This is a genomic window from Stenotrophomonas sp. 01N47 (assembly GCF_056399165.1).
In genome coordinates this window covers 78,429-96,494 of sequence record NZ_JBFTQU010000008.1, presented here as the reverse complement: position 1 = coordinate 96,494, position 18,066 = coordinate 78,429, and the positions used below count along the sequence as shown (strand labels likewise).

At 65.8% G+C, this 18,066-nt stretch carries 14 protein-coding genes; 8 read left to right on the top strand and 6 right to left on the bottom strand.

The genetic code is table 11. From position 1 onward, the window contains the following. Positions 1–47 precede the first annotated feature (47 nt). From AC1DKR_RS15790 to AC1DKR_RS15775, 4 genes are all read right to left on the bottom strand, one after another. Positions 48–848, bottom strand: coding sequence for an MBL fold metallo-hydrolase (locus AC1DKR_RS15790; protein WP_312107362.1), 801 nt, complete (start codon positions 846–848; stop codon positions 48–50). A gap of 10 nt (positions 849–858) precedes the next feature. Further along, complete coding sequence (locus AC1DKR_RS15785; protein ID WP_478033559.1) at positions 859–1,677, bottom strand: S1/P1 nuclease; 819 nt, start codon at positions 1,675–1,677, stop codon at positions 859–861. 176 nt (positions 1,678–1,853) lie between these two features. Next, the gene (locus tag AC1DKR_RS15780; protein WP_394197491.1) at positions 1,854–3,263 is read right to left on the bottom strand and encodes a hypothetical protein; all 1,410 of its coding nucleotides are present in this window, start codon (positions 3,261–3,263) and stop codon (positions 1,854–1,856) included. A gap of 198 nt (positions 3,264–3,461) precedes the next feature. Then, the gene (locus AC1DKR_RS15775) at positions 3,462–4,091 is read right to left on the bottom strand and encodes an OmpW/AlkL family protein (protein ID WP_279208871.1); all 630 of its coding nucleotides are present in this window, start codon (positions 4,089–4,091) and stop codon (positions 3,462–3,464) included. A 193-nt stretch (positions 4,092–4,284) separates the two neighbouring features. Between AC1DKR_RS15775 and gap the strand changes: the two genes are divergently transcribed. The 8 genes from gap (at position 4,285) to AC1DKR_RS15735 (ending at position 16,060) form a co-directional block, all read left to right on the top strand. Then, positions 4,285–5,289, top strand: a complete 1,005-nt coding sequence (gap, locus tag AC1DKR_RS15770) for a type I glyceraldehyde-3-phosphate dehydrogenase (protein WP_025874252.1) — start codon at positions 4,285–4,287, stop codon at positions 5,287–5,289. 127 nt (positions 5,290–5,416) lie between these two features. Beyond that, a complete protein-coding gene (locus tag AC1DKR_RS15765; RefSeq protein ID WP_478033556.1) occupies positions 5,417–8,101 on the top strand; it encodes a DUF2339 domain-containing protein in 2,685 nt (894 codons plus the stop codon). Next, complete coding sequence (locus tag AC1DKR_RS15760) at positions 8,098–9,474, top strand: DUF3999 domain-containing protein (protein WP_478033554.1); 1,377 nt, start codon at positions 8,098–8,100, stop codon at positions 9,472–9,474. Before AC1DKR_RS15765 ends, AC1DKR_RS15760 begins: the two co-directional genes overlap by 4 nt. 648 nt (positions 9,475–10,122) lie before the next feature. Further along, positions 10,123–11,298, top strand: coding sequence for a phosphoglycerate kinase (locus AC1DKR_RS15755; RefSeq protein WP_312786594.1), 1,176 nt, complete (start codon positions 10,123–10,125; stop codon positions 11,296–11,298). Next, positions 11,295–11,963 carry an HAD hydrolase-like protein gene (locus AC1DKR_RS15750; RefSeq protein WP_478033552.1) on the top strand — a complete coding sequence of 223 codons (669 nt, stop codon included), beginning with the start codon at positions 11,295–11,297 and terminating at the stop codon, positions 11,961–11,963. Before AC1DKR_RS15755 ends, AC1DKR_RS15750 begins: the two co-directional genes overlap by 4 nt. A gap of 181 nt (positions 11,964–12,144) precedes the next feature. Beyond that, complete coding sequence (gene pyk, locus AC1DKR_RS15745) at positions 12,145–13,611, top strand: pyruvate kinase (protein ID WP_032975201.1); 1,467 nt, start codon at positions 12,145–12,147, stop codon at positions 13,609–13,611. 196 nt (positions 13,612–13,807) lie between these two features. Then, entirely contained in the window at positions 13,808–14,812 is a 1,005-nt protein-coding gene (locus AC1DKR_RS15740; RefSeq protein ID WP_099785228.1) for a class I fructose-bisphosphate aldolase, read from the top strand. A 135-nt stretch (positions 14,813–14,947) separates the two neighbouring features. Then, positions 14,948–16,060 carry a hypothetical protein gene (locus tag AC1DKR_RS15735; protein WP_059064932.1) on the top strand — a complete coding sequence of 371 codons (1,113 nt, stop codon included), beginning with the start codon at positions 14,948–14,950 and terminating at the stop codon, positions 16,058–16,060. A gap of 72 nt (positions 16,061–16,132) precedes the next feature. Here AC1DKR_RS15735 and AC1DKR_RS15730 read toward each other — a convergent pair whose 3' ends face one another. Beyond that, a complete protein-coding gene (locus tag AC1DKR_RS15730; protein ID WP_025874259.1) occupies positions 16,133–16,729 on the bottom strand; it encodes an O-acetyl-ADP-ribose deacetylase in 597 nt (198 codons plus the stop codon). Between the two features lie 322 nt (positions 16,730–17,051). Next, on the bottom strand, positions 17,052–18,011 hold the full coding sequence (cysK, locus tag AC1DKR_RS15725; protein ID WP_032975199.1) for a cysteine synthase A: 960 nt from the start codon (positions 18,009–18,011) through the stop codon (positions 17,052–17,054). Positions 18,012–18,066 lie beyond the last annotated feature (55 nt).

The window sequence follows — 18,066 nt, the reverse complement described above, 5'->3', positions numbered from 1 at the left end:
TCAGGAGGCAAGCAGAGCTCGCCTCCTGAGCGTCTTGTTGGCATTCCTCACGCCCCGCCCTGGATGTTCGCCTTCACCGCCGGCTGCATCAGCGCCGGTTCGGCCAGCGTCGCGTCACGGGCCTGGCGCACGCTGACGAATTCGGCTTCGGCCACGCCGTCATGCACGTGGATGTTGTGCGCGCGCTGCTCACCAATGGTGGTTTCGTTGGCGAACGCGCGACCACCGGGACCATAGTCGTGGCAGACAAACACGCGAGTCGCATCGGGCAGGGACAACAGCTTCTGGATCGAGCGGTACAACTGCGCGGCATCGCCGCCGGGGAAATCGCAGCGTGCGGTGCCGCCATCGGGCATGAACAACGAATCGCCGGTGAACAGCGCATCGTCGATCAGGTAGGCGATGCTGTCGCTGGTGTGGCCGGGTACGGCGATGATGCGCCCCTGCAGTTCACCCAGTGCGAACGTCTCGCCATCAGCGAACAGGTGATCGAAGACGGCATGTTCCTCGGGCAGCTGCAGGCCATAGCGCGGTGCAAACGTGGCCTGCACCGCACGGATGCCTTCGCCGATGGCCAGCGTCGCCTGCGGGAACCGTTGCTTCAGTCGACGCCCCGCCGACACGTGGTCGGCATGGGCGTGGGTTTCCAGCAGCCAGCGCACGTGCAGCTGCTGTTGCGCGATGGCATCGAGCATCGCGCGCACCGGCGATTCGCTGCTGGCGTCGGTATCCGGGTCGTAATCCAGTACCGGGTCGATCAGCGCGGCCTCGCTGCTGGCCGGGTCGCTGACCAGGTAGCTGAAGGTGTTGCTGTCACGGTGGAAGAACGATTGCACCTGGACCGACATCGGGCACTCCTCAGCGTGTGGCGAGCACGCGGTTCAGCAACTGCGCCAGGTTTTCACCGGCCAGTCGCAGCTGCGCTTCGGCCACCGGCCGGTAGCGCGTGGTGTAGTCGTCGCCGATCTTACGCGAGGCAGGGTAAACGCCAGGTTGCACCGAAATGCGGCAGCTGGCTTCAGCCCAGCTGACCGGATCGCGCTGCGGGTTGGACTGGCGTGCCAGCTTCGGCGCCGACAGTGCGCGCAGCACCGGCAGGTAACCGGCATCGTCGACCTTGCGGGTGTTGAGCATGCCGCTGTCCCACAGCGAGTGCAGGTTGGTACCGCGGTTGCCGAACTGCAGCTGGAAATCGTTGCCGCCCTTGTCGTGGCCGTAGCCGGCGTGCATCGGCTGGTGGATGTCACCGACCAGATGCACGACGAATTTCAGCGCCTGCAGGCGCTCGCCATCGGTCAGGCTGCGGTCGCCGAGGATCGCGCTTTGCGCCTTCAGCGCTTCGACGATGCAGTTGCCGCTCTTGCAGTGCTTCGGCGCCTCGTAGTGGCAGCCATCTTCGGCGATGTTGACGTAGTGCCAACCGGCCGAGCGACGGCCCAGGCCCGGGTCCTTGGCGCGCAGCTGGTCGGCCCAGGGCGCGATGCTGGCAAGGGTGGCGCCGGGTTCGGTGGCCAGCAGGCGGTCGACTTCGGCGCGCGTGGCCGGGTTGAGGCGGCTGTCGGCGACTTCGGCGACCAGGCGGTGGCCTTGCGCGCCCCAGGCATGGGCGGGTGCGGACAGGGTCAGCAGGGCCGGCGCGAGGGCGGCGGCGAGGAACAGGGAGTGCAGTGCTTTCATCCGCTCATTCTAGCGGGGTGCGGAGAAGACGGGGCTGGCATGACCACCCATGGATAGACAGTGGGGACCTCGTCGGCTTTTCTGGTTGAATGAGAGCCGGGCACTGCAATCACAAAAGCAGCCGGGAGAGTGCCCCGCGTGGTGGAGTTGACCAAGCGAAGAGCATCGTTGTGGTTTCAGGGATTTAGCCGATAGAGCTCGAGAGGTATCGTGGTTATTTCGACGTCGACTCTATTGGTTCCGCTGCCAACGCGCCGCCATTTGCCGGTTTCGAAGTCGAGCTTCTCCACTGCACGCCACCATTTGTTGAGGCCAATGGCCCCGGATGCCGCCTGTCGGGGTGCGCGAGCAGCAACGACGAGATAGACGGGGGAAAGATCATCGTCGCCATACTCGCCGACAAGGAACGATGAGTTCGACAGCCAGCCTGAGATCTGGGCGGATGGAACGCCGAGACTATTGTCGACGAAGCCCAGGTAGTTGACGTTCTTCAGAGCGGATTGAACCTGTCTGGTCACACCAAAAGTGCTTTGCTGATCCGAAGCAAGGTTGCGCGGGTTGTTGTGTTTGTCGAGCAGCCCAAACATGTCATTCCCATTCGAGACACTGGCGACATTGCTGACGTCGTGGGTGATGAAGTTCGAGAAGCCAGTGACGCCGAATGCGAAAGACCAGCCGGCGAACCAGCGCAGGTCATGAAAGTTGGCGTACTCGAAAGGGTCTTGGGCCAGTGACGGATGTGCGGACTGCACATTCTGAAGGTAAGCAATAGGCGTTTGCCCCCTGGACCTGGCGAGATTCGAGATGATCGACATGTTCTCGGACAAGAGGAGATCCCTCGCTGCCGGACACTTCCTGAATGAAGGAGTGAAGGGGTAGATGTCAAAGGAAAGGTAGTCTGGACGAACTTCGTCAGATATTCGGCGCGCGAACGTGGAGTAGTGAGCCACCATCTGCGCGGTCCTGTCTGGATGCTGGATGTTTCCTGCTGTGCAATCTAATCCATAGTCCGTGGGCTGCATGGCGCCGGCATGTTCAGAGCCTGCATAGCTGCCAGCGTTGGCGTGCAGTGGGAACAGATTGATGAACACCTTCATGCCGGTGAGACGAGGGTCGGCTTTGACGCACCGGTTCATGTCTGCGAGCGGGGAAATGTCTGCTTCTGGCGGCTCGTCTTTAAAATGAAGGCCCACGAAGCTCTTGCCAAACTCTGCTCTGAGCTTGACTAAAACCGGGTCAACCCGCTCTTGGATGAACTTCTGGCAGTTGAATTTTCCGGCCTGGGTTGCAGACTCGAACGTCCAACGCTCATACGTATAGAACTCAAGCCCTCGTGCACTGATCGGGGTAGCAATGGTGCGCAACTGGCTTAAGGTTGCCGACGGCACGAGAAAACGCGTGACACCCATTTCGGCGAGCTGATCGACTACTTTTTCTGCCATCGCAGGATTGTCGAGGTAGCAGTCTGGGGCAAGGTCATCACAGGATCCTCCGGACATCATGGCGAACGTGCCATCTGCGACGGTGGTAGCGTGTGCCGCTGGTGTTCCTAGGAGAAATGCGATAGCGATCCAATTCACCTTCATTACTGAGATCCTTTTCTTTCCGGTGGGTGGGTCTGCAACTTCTCGACGCCTGGCGCATTCATGCGTTTCTAACAGGGCATTACCATCGCAGGGAACTTTAGATAAAAAAAGCCCCGGCACACACATACCGGGGCAACATGCTGCGAGGGTTTTGCCTGTAGCGGGGGAGCGGGGGCGAAGCCCCCGCCAAACAACCCCTTAGAACTTGAAGACGTAGGACGCGCCGTAGACCAGCGGATCGATGTTGACCGTGCCGATCTTCTCGCCGTCCAGCTTCACCTTGCTGTCGATGTCGATCCAGCGCATGTCCACGCGCAGTGCGCCCTTCTCGCCAATCGCGAAGTCGATGCCCGCATGCGCGGCCAGGCCCCAAGAATCCTGCAGCTTCAGCTTGCTGTTGGCCAGCGCACCGGTGGTGTCTTCGCTGAAGAACGTCGTGTAGTTCAGGCCGGCGCCCACGAACGGCGACACCTTGCCCTTGCTGTTGAAGTGGTACTGCAGGGTGACCACCGGCGGCAGCTGCTTGGTGCTGCCCACGCGGCCGAGGCCGTTGATGTTGATGTCGTGCTTGAACGGCAGCGCCGCCAGCACTTCGATGCCCAGGTTGTCGGCGATGAAGTACTCACCGGTGATGGTCGGCTTGACGTCGTTGTCGACGTCGACCTTCAGGGTGCCACCGGCCAGCCAGCCGTTGTTCGACTTCGGCGCGACCTGGTGCACGCCAGCGGAAAGGGTCCAGTCGCCCTTGGACTGGGCCATGGCCGGGGCAGCGGCCAACGACAGGGCGGCGGCCAGGCTGGCCACGATCAGGGGGGAGGTCTTGCGCATGGGGGTGATCTCGTTGCTGGGTGGATGTGGCCAGTCTCGGCCTCACGCCGCGCTAACGCTTTGATCCGGATCAAATCCTGTCCGGCCCCCGTCCCGGCGGCGGGCTTGGCCGGCGGTGGTCAAGGCCGGCCTGCTAGACTTGTGGGCCCTATCCACCCCGCCGCACCTGTCGCGGCTGCAGGAGCTTGAGAACATGGCAATCAAGGTTGGTATCAACGGTTTCGGTCGCATCGGGCGTAACGTCCTGCGCTCGGCGGTGCTGAACTTCGGCGACGACATCGAAATCGTGGCCATCAACGATCTGCTGGAGCCGGATTACCTGGCCTACATGCTCAAGTACGACTCCGTGCACGGCCGTTTCAAGGCCGACGTAGCCGTCGATGGCAAGGATCTGCTGGTCAACGGCAAGAAGATCCGCCTGACCCAGGAACGCGATCCGTCCAACCTGAAGTGGGACGAAGTCGGCGTCGACGTCGTGCTCGAAGCCACCGGCCTGTTCCTGGACAAGGTCAGCGCGCAGAAGCACATCGATGCCGGCGCCAAGAAGGTCATCCTGTCGGCACCGTCGAAGGACGACACGCCGATGTTCGTGTTCGGCGTGAACGACAAGACCTACGCTGGCCAGGCGATCATCTCCAACGCCTCGTGCACCACCAACTGCCTGGCGCCGCTGGCCAAGGTCATCAATGACAAGTGGGGCATCAAGCGCGGCCTGATGACCACCGTGCATGCGGCCACCGCCACGCAGAAGACCGTCGATGGCCCGTCCAACAAGGACTGGCGCGGCGGCCGCGGCATCCTGGAGAACATCATTCCGTCCTCCACCGGTGCCGCCAAGGCCGTCGGCGTGGTCATCCCGGAACTGAACAAGAAGCTGACCGGCATGAGCTTCCGCGTGCCGACCTCGGACGTGTCGGTGGTCGACCTGACCGTCGAGCTGGAAAAGGAAGCCACCTACGCCGAGATCTGCGCCGAAGTGAAGGCACAGAGCGAAGGCGCGCTGAAGGGCATCCTCGGTTACACCGAAGACAAGGTCGTGGCCACCGATTTCCGCGGTGAAACCCACACCTCGGTGTTCGACGCCGACGCCGGCATCGCCCTGGACGGCACCTTCGTCAAGCTCGTGTCGTGGTACGACAACGAGTGGGGCTATTCCAACAAGTGCCTGGAAATGGCCAAGGTCGTCGCAGCCAAGTAAGGCCTGCGAAGATCGTCGCGCGAACCCCGGCCTGGCCGGGGTTCGTCGTTTAAGGGGCCCGGCCTGACGTAGCATGGGCCCGTCGACCGCCGCCATCGTGGCGCGGGATCGCATTGGAAGGCGAGGAATGGAAGCACTCTTGGTCCTGGCAGTACTGGTCCTGCTGGCGATACCGCTGCTGCTGGTGGTGGCGCTGGTGATGATTGCCGGCCTGCGCCGGCGGGTCGCCGCGCTGGAGGCCGCACAGAGCGTGCAGGCCGCGCCCACTTCGGCAGAGACGCTTGGCCGTGCGCCCACGGCAGTGGCCGCGCCGCCGCGCGCGCCTGCGGCATCGCGCGAACCCGGCAGCGAGCCCTCGTTCCTGCGGCCCACGGCGGCCACGGCCCCGCCTCCGGTTGCCGCCCGCGAGGAGCTGCCGCCACCGGTCCAACCCGCGCGTCCGTCGCCGCCACCGCCGTTGCCACCTGAGCCCACATTGCCGCCCTTGCCAGCGGAACCGGCCCTGCCGAACCTGGTCGAGCGCGCGATCGGTGCGGTCAAACACTGGTTCACCCAGGGCAATGTGCCGGTGAAGATCGGCATGCTGGTGCTGTTGGCCGGCGTTGCTGCGCTGCTCAAGTACGTCAGCGACCAGGGCTGGCTGGTGGTGCCGGTCGAGCTGCGGCTGGCGGGCATCACCGTCGGTGCGCTGGGCCTGCTGGCCTTCGGCTGGCACCAGCGCGAGCGCCGGCGGATGTTCGCGCTGGCCCTGCAGGGGGGCGCCATCGGCGTACTGCTGCTGACCATCTTCGCTGCCTTCAAGCGTTTCGATCTGCTCGCGCCCGGCTTCGCTTTTGCCAGCTCGATCGCGCTGGTGGCGGGGCTGTGCGTGCTGGCGGTCGTGCAGAACTCGAGGACGTTGGCAGTGCTGGGCATCCTGGCCGGCTTCATGGCGCCGCTGTGGCTGTCCACCGGCAGTGGCAACCACGTCGGGCTGTTCAGCTACTACGCCGTGCTCAACGCGGGCATTTTCGCCATTGCCTGGTACCGCCCGTGGCGTGTGCTGAACCTGCTGGGTTTCGCGTTCACCTTCGGCATCGGCACCTTCTGGGGCGTGCTGCAGTACGACGCGGCCAAGTTCGCCAGTACCGAACCGTTCCTGCTGCTGTTCTTCGTCTTCTATCTGCTGATTCCGTTGTTGTATGCGCGCCGGCAGCCGGCCGGGCGTCGCGATCTGGTCGACGGCAGCCTGGTGTTCGGCACGCCGCTGATCGCCTTCTCGCTGCAGGCCGGCATGCTGCACGAACAACCGATGACGCTGGCCCTGTGCGCGCTGGGCCTGGCAGCGATCTATGCGCTGCTGGCACGGGCCCTGATCGCACGCGCGTCGTACACGGTGCTGGCGCAGTCGCATGCAGTACTGGCGGTGGGCTTTGCGACGCTGGCGGTGCCGCTGGCATTCTCGGCGCGGGCCACCGGTGCGGTATTCGCGCTGGAAGGCGCCGGCCTGGCGTGGCTGGGGTTGCGCCAGAAGCGCTGGTTGCCGCAGGTGACCGGTGCGCTGCTGCAGCTCGCCGCCGCATTCGCATTCGTGGTGGGCGCCGACCATTGGCACCAGGACCAGCGCTTCCTGCTCAATCCGACCGCGATCGGCGCACTGCTGCTGGCCGTGGCGGGTTTCGCGGCGGCGTGGAGCTACCAGCGCAGGCAGCGCCATGACATAGCCCTGGCGTACTACCTGTGGGGCCTGCTGTGGTGGTTGGGCGGTCTGGTGCATGAAATCGGCCGCTTCTTCCAGCATTCGGCGCAGGCCGACGCGGTGTTGGTGCTGGCCGCCGTCACCGCCTGGCTGGCGTCGGAAGTACAGCGCCGCATGCCGGCGCGTGCGCTGGGCGTGACCGCGTTGGCGATGCTGGCCGCCGGCTTCCCGCTGGCCCTGCTGCAGAGCGATGCACACCAGCAGCCGTTTGCCGGCTATGGCGCATTGGCATGGGCAGTGTTCGCCGTGCTTGGCGTGCGCAGCCTGCTGTGCCTGCGCCAGGGCAGCGGCGGCGTGGCCCGTATCGCGCAGTTCCTGTGGTGGCTGCTGTGGCCGTCGCTGCTTTCGCTGCTGGCCCTGTGGGGCGGCGGCGACGCGCGCCTGGCGCAGGGCTGGACGGCATTGCTGGTCACGTTGCCGTGGCTGCTGCTGGCGGCGCTGTCGCTGTGGCGCTGGAACGTGCTGCGCTGGCCGCTGGGTGCTGCGTTTGACCCGGTGCGCCTGCCGCTGCAGTGCGTGATTTTCGCGGTGCTGGCGCTGGCCTGGTTGTTCGGCCTGACCCTGGCGGGCGACGCCACGCCGTTGCCGTGGTTGCCGCTGCTCAATCCTGCCGAACTGGCACAGTGGGTCAGCCTGCTGCTGATCGCGCGCTGGCTGTATGACCCGCAGGGACCGGCGCAGCTGCAGCGGTTGCGTGTGCCGGTGCTGGCCGTGGCCGGTTTCATCGCGTTGACCAGCACGGTGCTGCATGGCGTGCATCATTGGGGCGGTGTGGTCTGGGGTCCGACGATGGCCCGCTTCAGCCTGGCCCAGACCAGCCTGACCGTGTTGTGGAGCGTACTCGGCGTGATCGCCTGGGTGTGGGGCTCGCGTCGCGGCCAGCGTGTGCTGTGGATGGTCGGTGCCGTGTTGATGGCCGTGGTGCTGGCCAAGCTGGTGCTGATCGACCGCCAGCATCTGGGCAACCTGCTGGGAATCGCATCGTTCATTGCCTACGGCCTGCTGTGCACCGTCGTGGGCTACCTGGCGCCCGCGCCGCCGAGCGCGCCGCCGACCGTGGAGGAAAGCCAATGAGGAAGTGGAGCCGAGCGTTGCTGCCGGTCTTGTTAGGCCTGGCCGGTGCGGTTGCCGCGCAGGCCACGGACTACCGCGCGCAGTACGCCGAACAGTGGCCGCTGAGCCTGTCCAGCGCGCAGTCCGGTGCCTATCGTGTGGTGCTGGAGCCGGCGATCTACCGCCGCGCAGGCGCCGCTGATCTGGGCGATCTGCAGGTGTTCAACGCTGCCGGCCAGGCATTGCCATCGGCGCTGCTGGCGCCGGACCAGCCGTTGGCGCAGCCGCCGGTGCAGCGCGAACTGCCGTGGTTCGCGCTGCCACCGCTGGCCGAGGCCCAGCGCAACGACCTGCAGCTGCTGACCGAGCGCGATACCGACGGCCGTGTGCGCCGGGTCGAGGCCAGGCTTGGTGGTGGTGCGGTGGCGAACGGGCAGGGCGGCTGGTTGATCGATGCCAGCGTGCTCGGCCAGCAGCCGCTGGCAGCGCTGGTGCTGGACTGGGCGGAAAGTGGCCGGCCACTGCAGGCGCAGGTGCAGCTTGATGCCAGCGACGATCTGCAGCGCTGGCAGTCGATCGCCCGTGATGTGCCCCTGGTGGACCTGCAGCGTGCGGGCAAGCGCCTGCTGCAGCGACGCCTGCAGGTCGACAGCAATGTGCGCTACCTGCGGATCCTGCCGCAGGGCGAGGCGCGCCTGCCGGAGCTGCGCAGTGTATTGGCCGAGCTGCCGCCGGCACCGGCAACGGTGCCCTGGGAGTGGCTGTCGCTGACACCGACCGCGCAGGGCAAGGGTGAATTCACCTTTGAACTGGACGGGCGATTCCCGGTGACCCGGGCCGATGTGGCCAGCACCGACAACAGCCTGGTGCAGTGGACCCTGTTCAGCCGCGACGACGAAAGCGCCGAATGGCAGCGCCGCAGCGCGCCCTGGATCGCCTATCAGCTGCAGCAGGGTGCCCCGGGCCAGCGCCAGCAATCGGCGGCACAGCCGTTGGGCGGCATGTACCGCGACCGCTACTGGAAGCTGGTCGCGAGCCCGGTGGAGACCACCAGCGCCCCGACCCTGCGCCTGGGCTATCAACCGGAAGTGATGGTGTTCCTCAGCCAGGGCGCAGCGCCCTACGCGCTGGCCGTGGGCAGTACGACCGCGCGCCGCGCGGAGGCGCCGATCACGGTGCTGATCGAGGAACTGCGGCAGCGCAATGATCCGTCGTGGCAGCCGACGCTGGCACGCTTGGAGGGTAGCCCGGAGACGCTCGCCGGTGACGCAGCGCTGAAGCCGCAGCACGACTGGAAGGCGTGGTTGCTGTGGGCGTTGCTGGGGCTGGGCGTGCTGGTTGTTGGTGGACTGGCGTTGAGCCTGCTGAAGCAGAAGCCGTCGCCTTCGGCGTAGTTTGCAGCGAACGGCGCAGCCCCTCGTGGGTGGTCGGTTGGTTGCGTAGAGCAAAAGCAGCGCTTGGCCGGGCGGGTGGGCTGGGCAGGGGACGCCGTGAATCCGTCCCTGGAGGCTTGGCAGCCGCATCCATGCGGCTGACACCCCTGCCCAGCCCACCCCCCCGGCCCCTGACAGTTTCCGTGTGCGTCCACCCACGGAAGAGAAAAAAAGAAGAGCAAGAGCAGAAGCGCTCGCTTCGCTCGACGGCCGTCGGGGTCGGATCCGTTTTCCGCAGGAAAACGGATCCGACCCCTTCTTCCTTCATCCGACACCAGAAAACGCTCTTGCTTCAGCCTTTGCCATCCGCTCCGCCTCATGAACCTGTCGAGGCCGGGGTGGTGTGGGCTCGCGGGGGCGTAAGCGCCATGGATGGCGCGCCCGAGCCTCCAGGGATGGATTCACGGCGTCCCCCGCGATCCCACACCACCCCGGCCCACCCACAGCACCAAGAAGCGCCAGCGCTCTGGCCGTTGCTGTTGCCGTTGCCGTTGCCGTTGCCGTTGCTTCGAAGCCTGCCGCAGGCAGCGGCGCGGCCGCCAGCCGCACCCGATACAATGACCGTCTGCCGCACGCCGGCATCCCATCTCCAGAGCCAAAGAGTTGCCCATGTCCATCGTCCGCATGACCGACCTCGACCTCTCCGGCAAGCGCGTGCTGATCCGCCAGGATCTGAACGTGCCGATCGAGAATGGCCGCATCACCTCCGAACAGCGCATCACCGCTTCCCTGCCGACGCTCAAGCGCGCGCTGGAGCAGGGCGCAGCGGTGATGGTCACCTCGCACCTGGGCCGCCCCAAGGAAGGCGTGTGGAGCGAAGCCGATTCGCTGGCGCCGGTGGCCGAGCGCCTGTCGGTGCTGTTGGGCCGCGAAGTGCCGCTGGTGCGTGACTGGGTGGACGGCGTCGACGTGCAGCCGGGCCAGCTGGTGCTGCTGGAAAACTGCCGCATGAACGTTGGCGAGGGCAAGGACGATGAAGCCCTGTCGAAGAAGTACGCCGCCCTCTGCGATGTGTTCGTGATGGATGCGTTCGGTACCGCGCACCGTGCGCAGGCGTCCACCCATGGCGTGATTCGTTTCGCCCCGGTCGCTGCCGGTGGCCCGCTGCTGATGGCCGAGCTGGATGCACTGGCACTGGCGCTGGATGCGCCGGCCAAGCCGCTGCTGGCCATCGTCGCCGGCAGCAAGGTCAGCACCAAGCTGGAGCTGCTGGCCAACCTGGTCGGCAAGGTCGACCAGCTGATCGTTGGTGGTGGCATCGCCAACACCTTCATCGCGGCGGCCGGCTACAAGGTCGGCAAGTCGCTGTACGAACCGGACCTGCTGGATACCGCCCGGAAGATCGTGGCCGACGCCAAGGCGCGGGGTGCGGACATCCCGCTGCCGGTGGACGTGATCACCGCCAAGCAGTTCCTGCCCGACGCGGCTGCCGAAGTGAAGGCCGTCGATGCGGTGGCCGAGGATGACCTGATCCTGGATATCGGCCCGCAGACGGCCGCGCAGTACGCACAGCTGATCGCCAAGGCCGGCACCGTGGTCTGGAACGGCCCGGTCGGCGTGTTCGAGTTCGAAGCCTTCAGCAAGGGCACCGAAGCGCTGGCCCGCGCCATCGCCAGCTCGCCGGCGTTCTCCATCGCCGGTGGTGGCGATACCCTGGCCGCGGTCGACAAGTTCGATATCGCCCAGCAGGTCAGCTACATCTCCACCGGTGGCGGCGCGTTCCTGGAATTCCTGGAAGGCAAGACGCTGCCGGCGGTGGCTGCCCTGGCCGCGCGCGGCGCATGAGCGTCGATCCGCGGGTGGACGGAGAAGAGCGTGCAACGCTCTTCTTCGACATGGACGGCACGCTGATCGATTCGGAAGTGGGCATCACCACCTGCATCGCCTATGCGCTGCAGAAGATGGATCACCCGGTGCCGCCGCAGGAAACGTTGCTGGGCTGGATCGGCCCATCGCTGCGCACCACGTTCGCGCCGTTGTTCGGTGAGCCCGAGCGGGTGGAGCAGGCCGTGGCCTTCTATCGCGAGCGCTTCGACGTGGAAGGCTGGCGCGAGCACACGATCTATCCGGACATCGAAGTGGTGGTACGCGCGCTGCACGCACGCGGCCATCGCCTTGCGGTGGTCACCGCGAAGAACGAGCCGCATGCCCGCCGCATCGTCGAGCATCTGCCGTTCGGTGACCTGTTCGAGGACGTGATCGGTTCAACCCCGGATGGCTCGCGCAGCAGCAAGTCGCAGCTGGTGGGCGAGGCGCTGCATCGCTTGCAGCTGGCGCCGGAGCACTGCTGGATGATCGGCGACCGCCGCATGGACATTGAGGGCGCCCGTCATCATGGGCTGCGCAGTGTGGGCGTGCTGTGGGGCTTTGGTGGCGAGCAGGAGCTGACCGAGGCCGGTGCCGGGCAGCTGGCCCGTGATCCGGCGCAGCTGCTGGCCTTGCTTGCCTGAGTTGGACGATGCCGCGCGCCGGGCCTTGCCCGGCGGCGTTTCCGCTGCCATCGACCAGCGTATGTCCGGAACATGTCCGTGCGATGTCCCGCAGAGTCAGACAGCACAAGGCTGTAACCGTATACATGGGACGTGAAGGATGTGCTAATTTCCGTCCTTTAACGGGAGAGGCCCATCCATCATGTTCGAGCGTCAGCGTCGCACCAAGATCCTTGCCACCCTCGGTCCGGCTACCGATCCGCCGGGCGTGCTGGAGGATCTGTTCCGCGCCGGCGTCAACGTGGTGCGCCTCAACTTCAGCCACGGTGACCCGTCCGGCCAGGCCAAGCGTGCCGCCGATGTGCGCGCCGCCGCGCAGCGCGTGGGTGTGGAAGTGGGCATCCTGGCAGACCTGCCGGGCCCGAAGATCCGCATCGAGCGCTTCGCCGAAGGCAAGGTGCATCTCAAGGCCGGCGACCGCTTCGACCTGATCGCCAGCACCGATGCCGGCCCCGGCGATGCCACCCAGGTGGGCGTGAGCTACCTCGGCCTGCCGCAGGACGTGACCGCCGGTGACGTGCTGCTGCTCGACGATGGCCTGATGCAGCTGCAGGTGGTGGAAGTGCAGGGCGAGCGCATCATCAACACCGTGCTCAATGACGGTCCGTTGTCCGATCGCAAGGGCCTGAACAAGCAGGGCGGTGGCCTGTCGCTGGGCGCGCTGACCGAGCGTGACAAGGAACTGATCGGCATCGTCGCCAAGATCGGCGTGGATTTCATCGCCGTGTCGTTCTGCCGCAATGCGCAGGACATGAACGATGCGCGCGAGATCGCCGAATCGCACGGCTGCTACGCCGCGCTGGTGTCCAAGATCGAGCGCACCGAAGCCATCGAGAACCTGGAAGAGATCGTCGACGCCAGTGACGTGGTGATGGTGGCGCGAGGCGACCTGGGCGTGGAAATCGGCGATGCCGAACTGCCGGGCCTACAGAAGAAGATCATCAAGGCCTCGCTGGCACAGAACAAGGTGGTGATCACCGCCACCCAGATGCTGCAGTCGATGGTCGAAAGCCCGATCCCGACCCGTGCCGAAGTGCTGGACGTGGCCAACTCGGTCATCGACGGTACCGATGCGGTGATGCTGTCGGCCGAAACCGCCGCCGGTGCGTATCCGGTCAAGGCGGTCGAAGCGATGGCGCGCATCTGCCTGGGCGCCGAGCGCCAGTTCCAGACCGAGACCGACTTCGGCGCTTCGCCGCGCAACCTGGAACGTGCCGACCAGGCCATTGCCATGGCCACCATGTTCCTGTCCCAGCACGTGGGCGTGCGCGCGATCGTGGCGATGACCGAATCCGGTGGTACCGCGCGCTACCTGTCGCGTTTCCGTGCCTCGGCACCGGTGTTCGCGGTCACCCGCCACGACGGCGCCCGCCGGCAGATGGCGCTGATGCGCGATGTGTTCCCGATCAACTTCGACAGCCGGGGCTTCACCCCGCGCGAAGCCGCACGCGGCAGCATCCGCCTGCTGGTGGAGGGCGGCATGCTGCAGGCCGGCGACCGTGTGGTGTTCACCAGCGGTGAGCACATGGAAACCCACGGCGCGACCAATACCCTGCGCCTGCTGGAAGTGGGCGAAGACGGCCGCGCCAGCGGTCTCGGCGACCTGTAAGACGCATCGCGTCGGGTCGGAGCCGCTGCGCGGGTCCGACCCGGGGTCAGATCCCCGAAAGGGGCTCTGACCCGATCCGGCAGGATATTTCCTGTCCCGCACAGACAGTGGAACCGGTTCCATCCGAGCCTCCACGTCGGGGCAACGGATAGCGGGGCTATACTTACGTTTTTCCCGCACCCGCCACAGGAAGTACATGAGCATCGAACAGCTGGCTGAAACCGCCCAGGCCATGGTTGCCCCGGGCAAGGGCATCATCGCGATCGACGAATCCACCGGTACCATCGCCAAGCGCTTTGCCAGCGTCGGCATCGAGAACACCGAAGAGAACCGTCGCGCCTACCGCGAACTGCTGCTGACCACGCCGAAGCTCAACGAGCACATTTCCGGCGCCATCCTGTACGACGAGACCATCCGCCAGTCGACCAAGGACGGCGTGCCGTTCGCCAAGTACATGTCCGACCACGGCATGATCCCGGGCATCAAGGTGGACAAGGGTGCGCACCCGCTGGCGGGCTGCCCGGGCGAGCTGGTCACCGAGGGCCTGGACGGCCTGCGTGAGCGCCTGCAGGAGTACTACAAGCTGGGCGCACGCTTCGCCAAGTGGCGTGCGGTCATCAACATCGGCGAGAGCATTCCGTCGGGCACCTGCATCGAGTCCAACGCGCATGCGCTGGCCCGCTACGCCGCGCTGTGCCAGGAATGCGGCCTGGTGCCGATGGTCGAGCCGGAAGTGATCATGGACGGCGAGCACGACATCGAGACCTGCTACGAAGTCACCGAAGCCACCCTGCGTTCGCTGTTCGACGCGCTGTACCAGCAGAACGTGCTGCTGGAAGGCACCATCCTGAAGGCTTCGATGGTCATCTCCGGCAAGGGCTGCGACGAGCAGGCCGATGTCGAGGAAGTGGCCGAGTCGACCGTGATGTGCCTGAAGAGCACCGTGCCGGCGATCCTGCCGGGCGTGGTGTTCCTGTCCGGTGGCCAGAGCGATGAGCAGTCCACCGCCCACCTCAACGCCATGAACCAGATGGGCAACCTGCCGTGGCCGCTGAGCTTCTCTTATGGCCGTGCCATGCAGCAGGCGGCGCTGAAGCTGTGGGGCAAGGACATGAAGGGCAACTACGCCGCAGCACAGAAGACCGTCTACGAGCGCGCCAAGGAAAACGGCCAGGCCGCGCTGGGCAAGTGGAACGGCTGATCCGCCGTTGCGCAGCATGAACTGAACAAGGCAGCGCCGGCATCACGCCGGCGTTTGCTTTTGCCGGTATCGTTGCCGCCTCCCGCACGCCAGGCCAGTGCGTGGGGCATACATGGAAGGCCAAGGAGAAAAAACATGCGTATCACCGCAATCACGCTGGCCGTTGCCACGGTGCTGGCTGTCGGCGGCTGCAACCGGATGGGCGGCAGCACGGACGTGGGCAAGGCCCCCTCGCTGGAGTTCGACAAGCCGGTGTCCGGCGAAATCACCTCGCGCAGCGGCGTCAATTTCAACGATGGCAGCCACCATCAGCTGTACCAGCTGAAGCTGGAAGACAAGCAACTGGTCGGCATCACGTTGACCGGTGCGCTGCGCGGCTCGATCGCCGTGTTCAACAATGGCGTGCTGGTGGCCAGCAGCAACTCGGGCTACGAGCGCGGCAACGACGTCTCGCTGGCGTTCCGCGCCAACGGCACTGGCAGCTACCAGGTGGCCATCAATGCCGACGGCCCCTCCGCCTTCGGTCCGTACCGCCTGCGCGCCGAAAAACTGGTGCCGTATGACGGCAAGCCGATGGTGGCCGAAGGTGAGATCGCCGACCTGCTGGTCTCCAAGTCGCAGGATTACACCCTGCAGGTGGACAAGGCGGGCATGTACGAAATCCGCCTGGAATCGAAGGCGTTCGATACGGTGCTGAAGCTGGATGGCAACGGCGTCCAGTCGGAGAACGACGATGGCGGTGATGACACCAATTCGCGCATCGGCATGCCGCTGGAACCGGGCAAGTACACCCTGCGCGTGCGCAGCCTGGATGAAGACAGTACCGGCGCTTTCAAACTGACGGCCAAGCGCACCGAGCTGCCGGCCAACATGGTCATGCGTGATGGCACCTCCCTGCCGAACACCGGAAGTGTGTTCGCCATGCTCGATGGCGAAGGCCGCCGCCGCTTCCTGCTGAGCCTGCCGCGTGCGGCCGATGTGCGCCTGGACGCCATTTCCAGCCAGGTGGATACGGTACTGCGCGTGGTCGGCGGCGATGTGGAGCTGGTCAATGACGATGGTGGCAACGGCACCAACGCACGCGTGGAAGAATCGCTGCCGGCCGGCCACTACACCGTGGACGTGTCCAGCCTGAGCGATGAAGCGGGCATGGTGGAAGTGCGCGTGCAGATCGACGGCGCCGCTTCGGCCGCGGCATCAGCTGCTGCTACGGCGGCCGCCGACGCTGCCGCTGAAGCGACGGACTGACGCCGCCACGAGGATGCAAACGAAAAGGCCGGGCATTGCCCGGCCTTTTTTCCTTCCACACACGGCGTTGTTTCAATGCGCCGGCACGAATCCGGTATCGCCCAAGGGCGACAGCAGCGAACCGCGCCCACTGTCGGCGACCTGGCCTGCGGCCGACAGTGCCTGCTGGTAGGCCTTGGCAGTCGCCGTGTTGAACGCCACCAGCACGATCCGCATCGGCTGGGCGTGGCTGCGCTGCCAAGCGAGTGTTTCGGTGACCGCGATCTGTGCGGCCTGGTACAGCGGATAGCCATACACACCGCAGCTGATGGCCGGGAATGCGATCGACTGCAGGTTCAGGGATTCGGCCAGCTGCAGCGACTTCCAGTAGCAGTTCGCCAGCAATGCCGGTTCGTCGCGCTGGCCGTCGTGCCAGACCGGACCGACCGTATGCAGTACGTGCCGTGCCGGAAGCGCATAGGCATCGGTTGCGCGCACCTCACCGGTCGGGCAGCGCACACCGGGGCGCAGCTCCGGCAGACGCTCGCACTCGGCCAGCAGGCCAGGGCCGGCCGCACGATGGATGGCGCCGTCGACACCGCCGCCACCGAGCAGTGATTCATTGGCCGCGTTGACGATCGCATCCACCGCCAGGGCCGTGATGTCGCCCTGCCACACTTCGATCTTCATGCGTCCGTCTCCTGCCTGTAGTTGTTGCGCGCCGTGCCCACGCTGGCTGCACCCGCATCTTGCGGGACAGGGCATCGATGCTGCGTCATGACCGTCTCATGCACTGCGATCCGCGCTGTTCATGCACGATGGCCGGCGGCGCCTTCACGCAGGCTGAAGCGAGCGCCGCACGCGGGCAAAACGAAAGTTTTCGGGGTGAATCTCTTATGATTTCTGGGGAAAGCTGTCCGCTTTCGTCGGCAATACCCAGACAGGATCACCCAAATAGCAAACGCCCACCGCGAGGGTGGGCGTCATCCTGCTGTCATCGACAACGCGGCGATCAGGGCAGACCGGCCAACCAGTCGTCGTCCGAACCTTCATTGACGTCGGCGAACAGCGGCGTGGAGAAGTAGCGTTCACCGGTGTCCGGCAACATCGCCAAGATCACCGCGCCCGGTTCGGCGCGATCTGCCACGTCCAGTGCGCTGGCAACCGTGGCACCGGCGGAGATGCCGACGAAGATGCCTTCCTCCGCCGCCAGCCGGCGGGCGGTGGCGATCGCGCGGTCATCTTCCACCGTCACCAGTTCGTCGACCACATTGCGATTGAGCACATCGGGCACGAAGTCCGGGGTCCAGCCCTGGATCTTGTGCGGCTTCCAGTCATCGCCCTTCAGCAAGGCGGCGCCGGCCGGCTCGGTGGCGATGATGCGGGTGTCCGGGCGGGCGACCTTCAGTACTTCGCCCACGCCGGTCAGCGTTCCGCCGGTGCCCCAGCCGCTGACGAAGTAGTCCAGCCGCTTGCCGGCGAAATCACGCAGGATTTCCGCGGCGGTGGTGTTGCGGTGGTAGGCCGGGTTGGCCGGGTTGGCGAACTGGCTGGCCAGGAACCAACCGTGCTCCTCGGCCAGCTCGCGCGCCCTGCGTACCATGCCGCTGCCGCGCTCGGCGGCCGGGGTCAGGATGACCTTCGCACCGTAGGCACGCATCAGCTTGCGGCGTTCCACCGAGAAGGTCTCGACCATCGTCGCCACGAACTTGTAACCGCGTGCGGCGGCCACCATCGCCAGGGCGACGCCGGTGTTGCCCGAGGTGGCTTCGACGATGGTGTCGCCCGGCTTGAGCAGGCCACGCTGTTCGGCATCGAGGATGATCGCCAGCGCCAGGCGATCCTTCACCGAGCCGCCCGGATTGAAGGACTCGACCTTGGCGTACAGGGTCACGCCCTGCGGCGCCAGTCGCTGCAGCTTGACGATGGGGGTGTTGCCGATGGTGTCGAGGATGGAGTCGTACAGGGCCATGGGAGCGCTCCAGGAACAGGCCGCGCCGGGCTCGGCGGGCGGAAAGGAAGTGGGC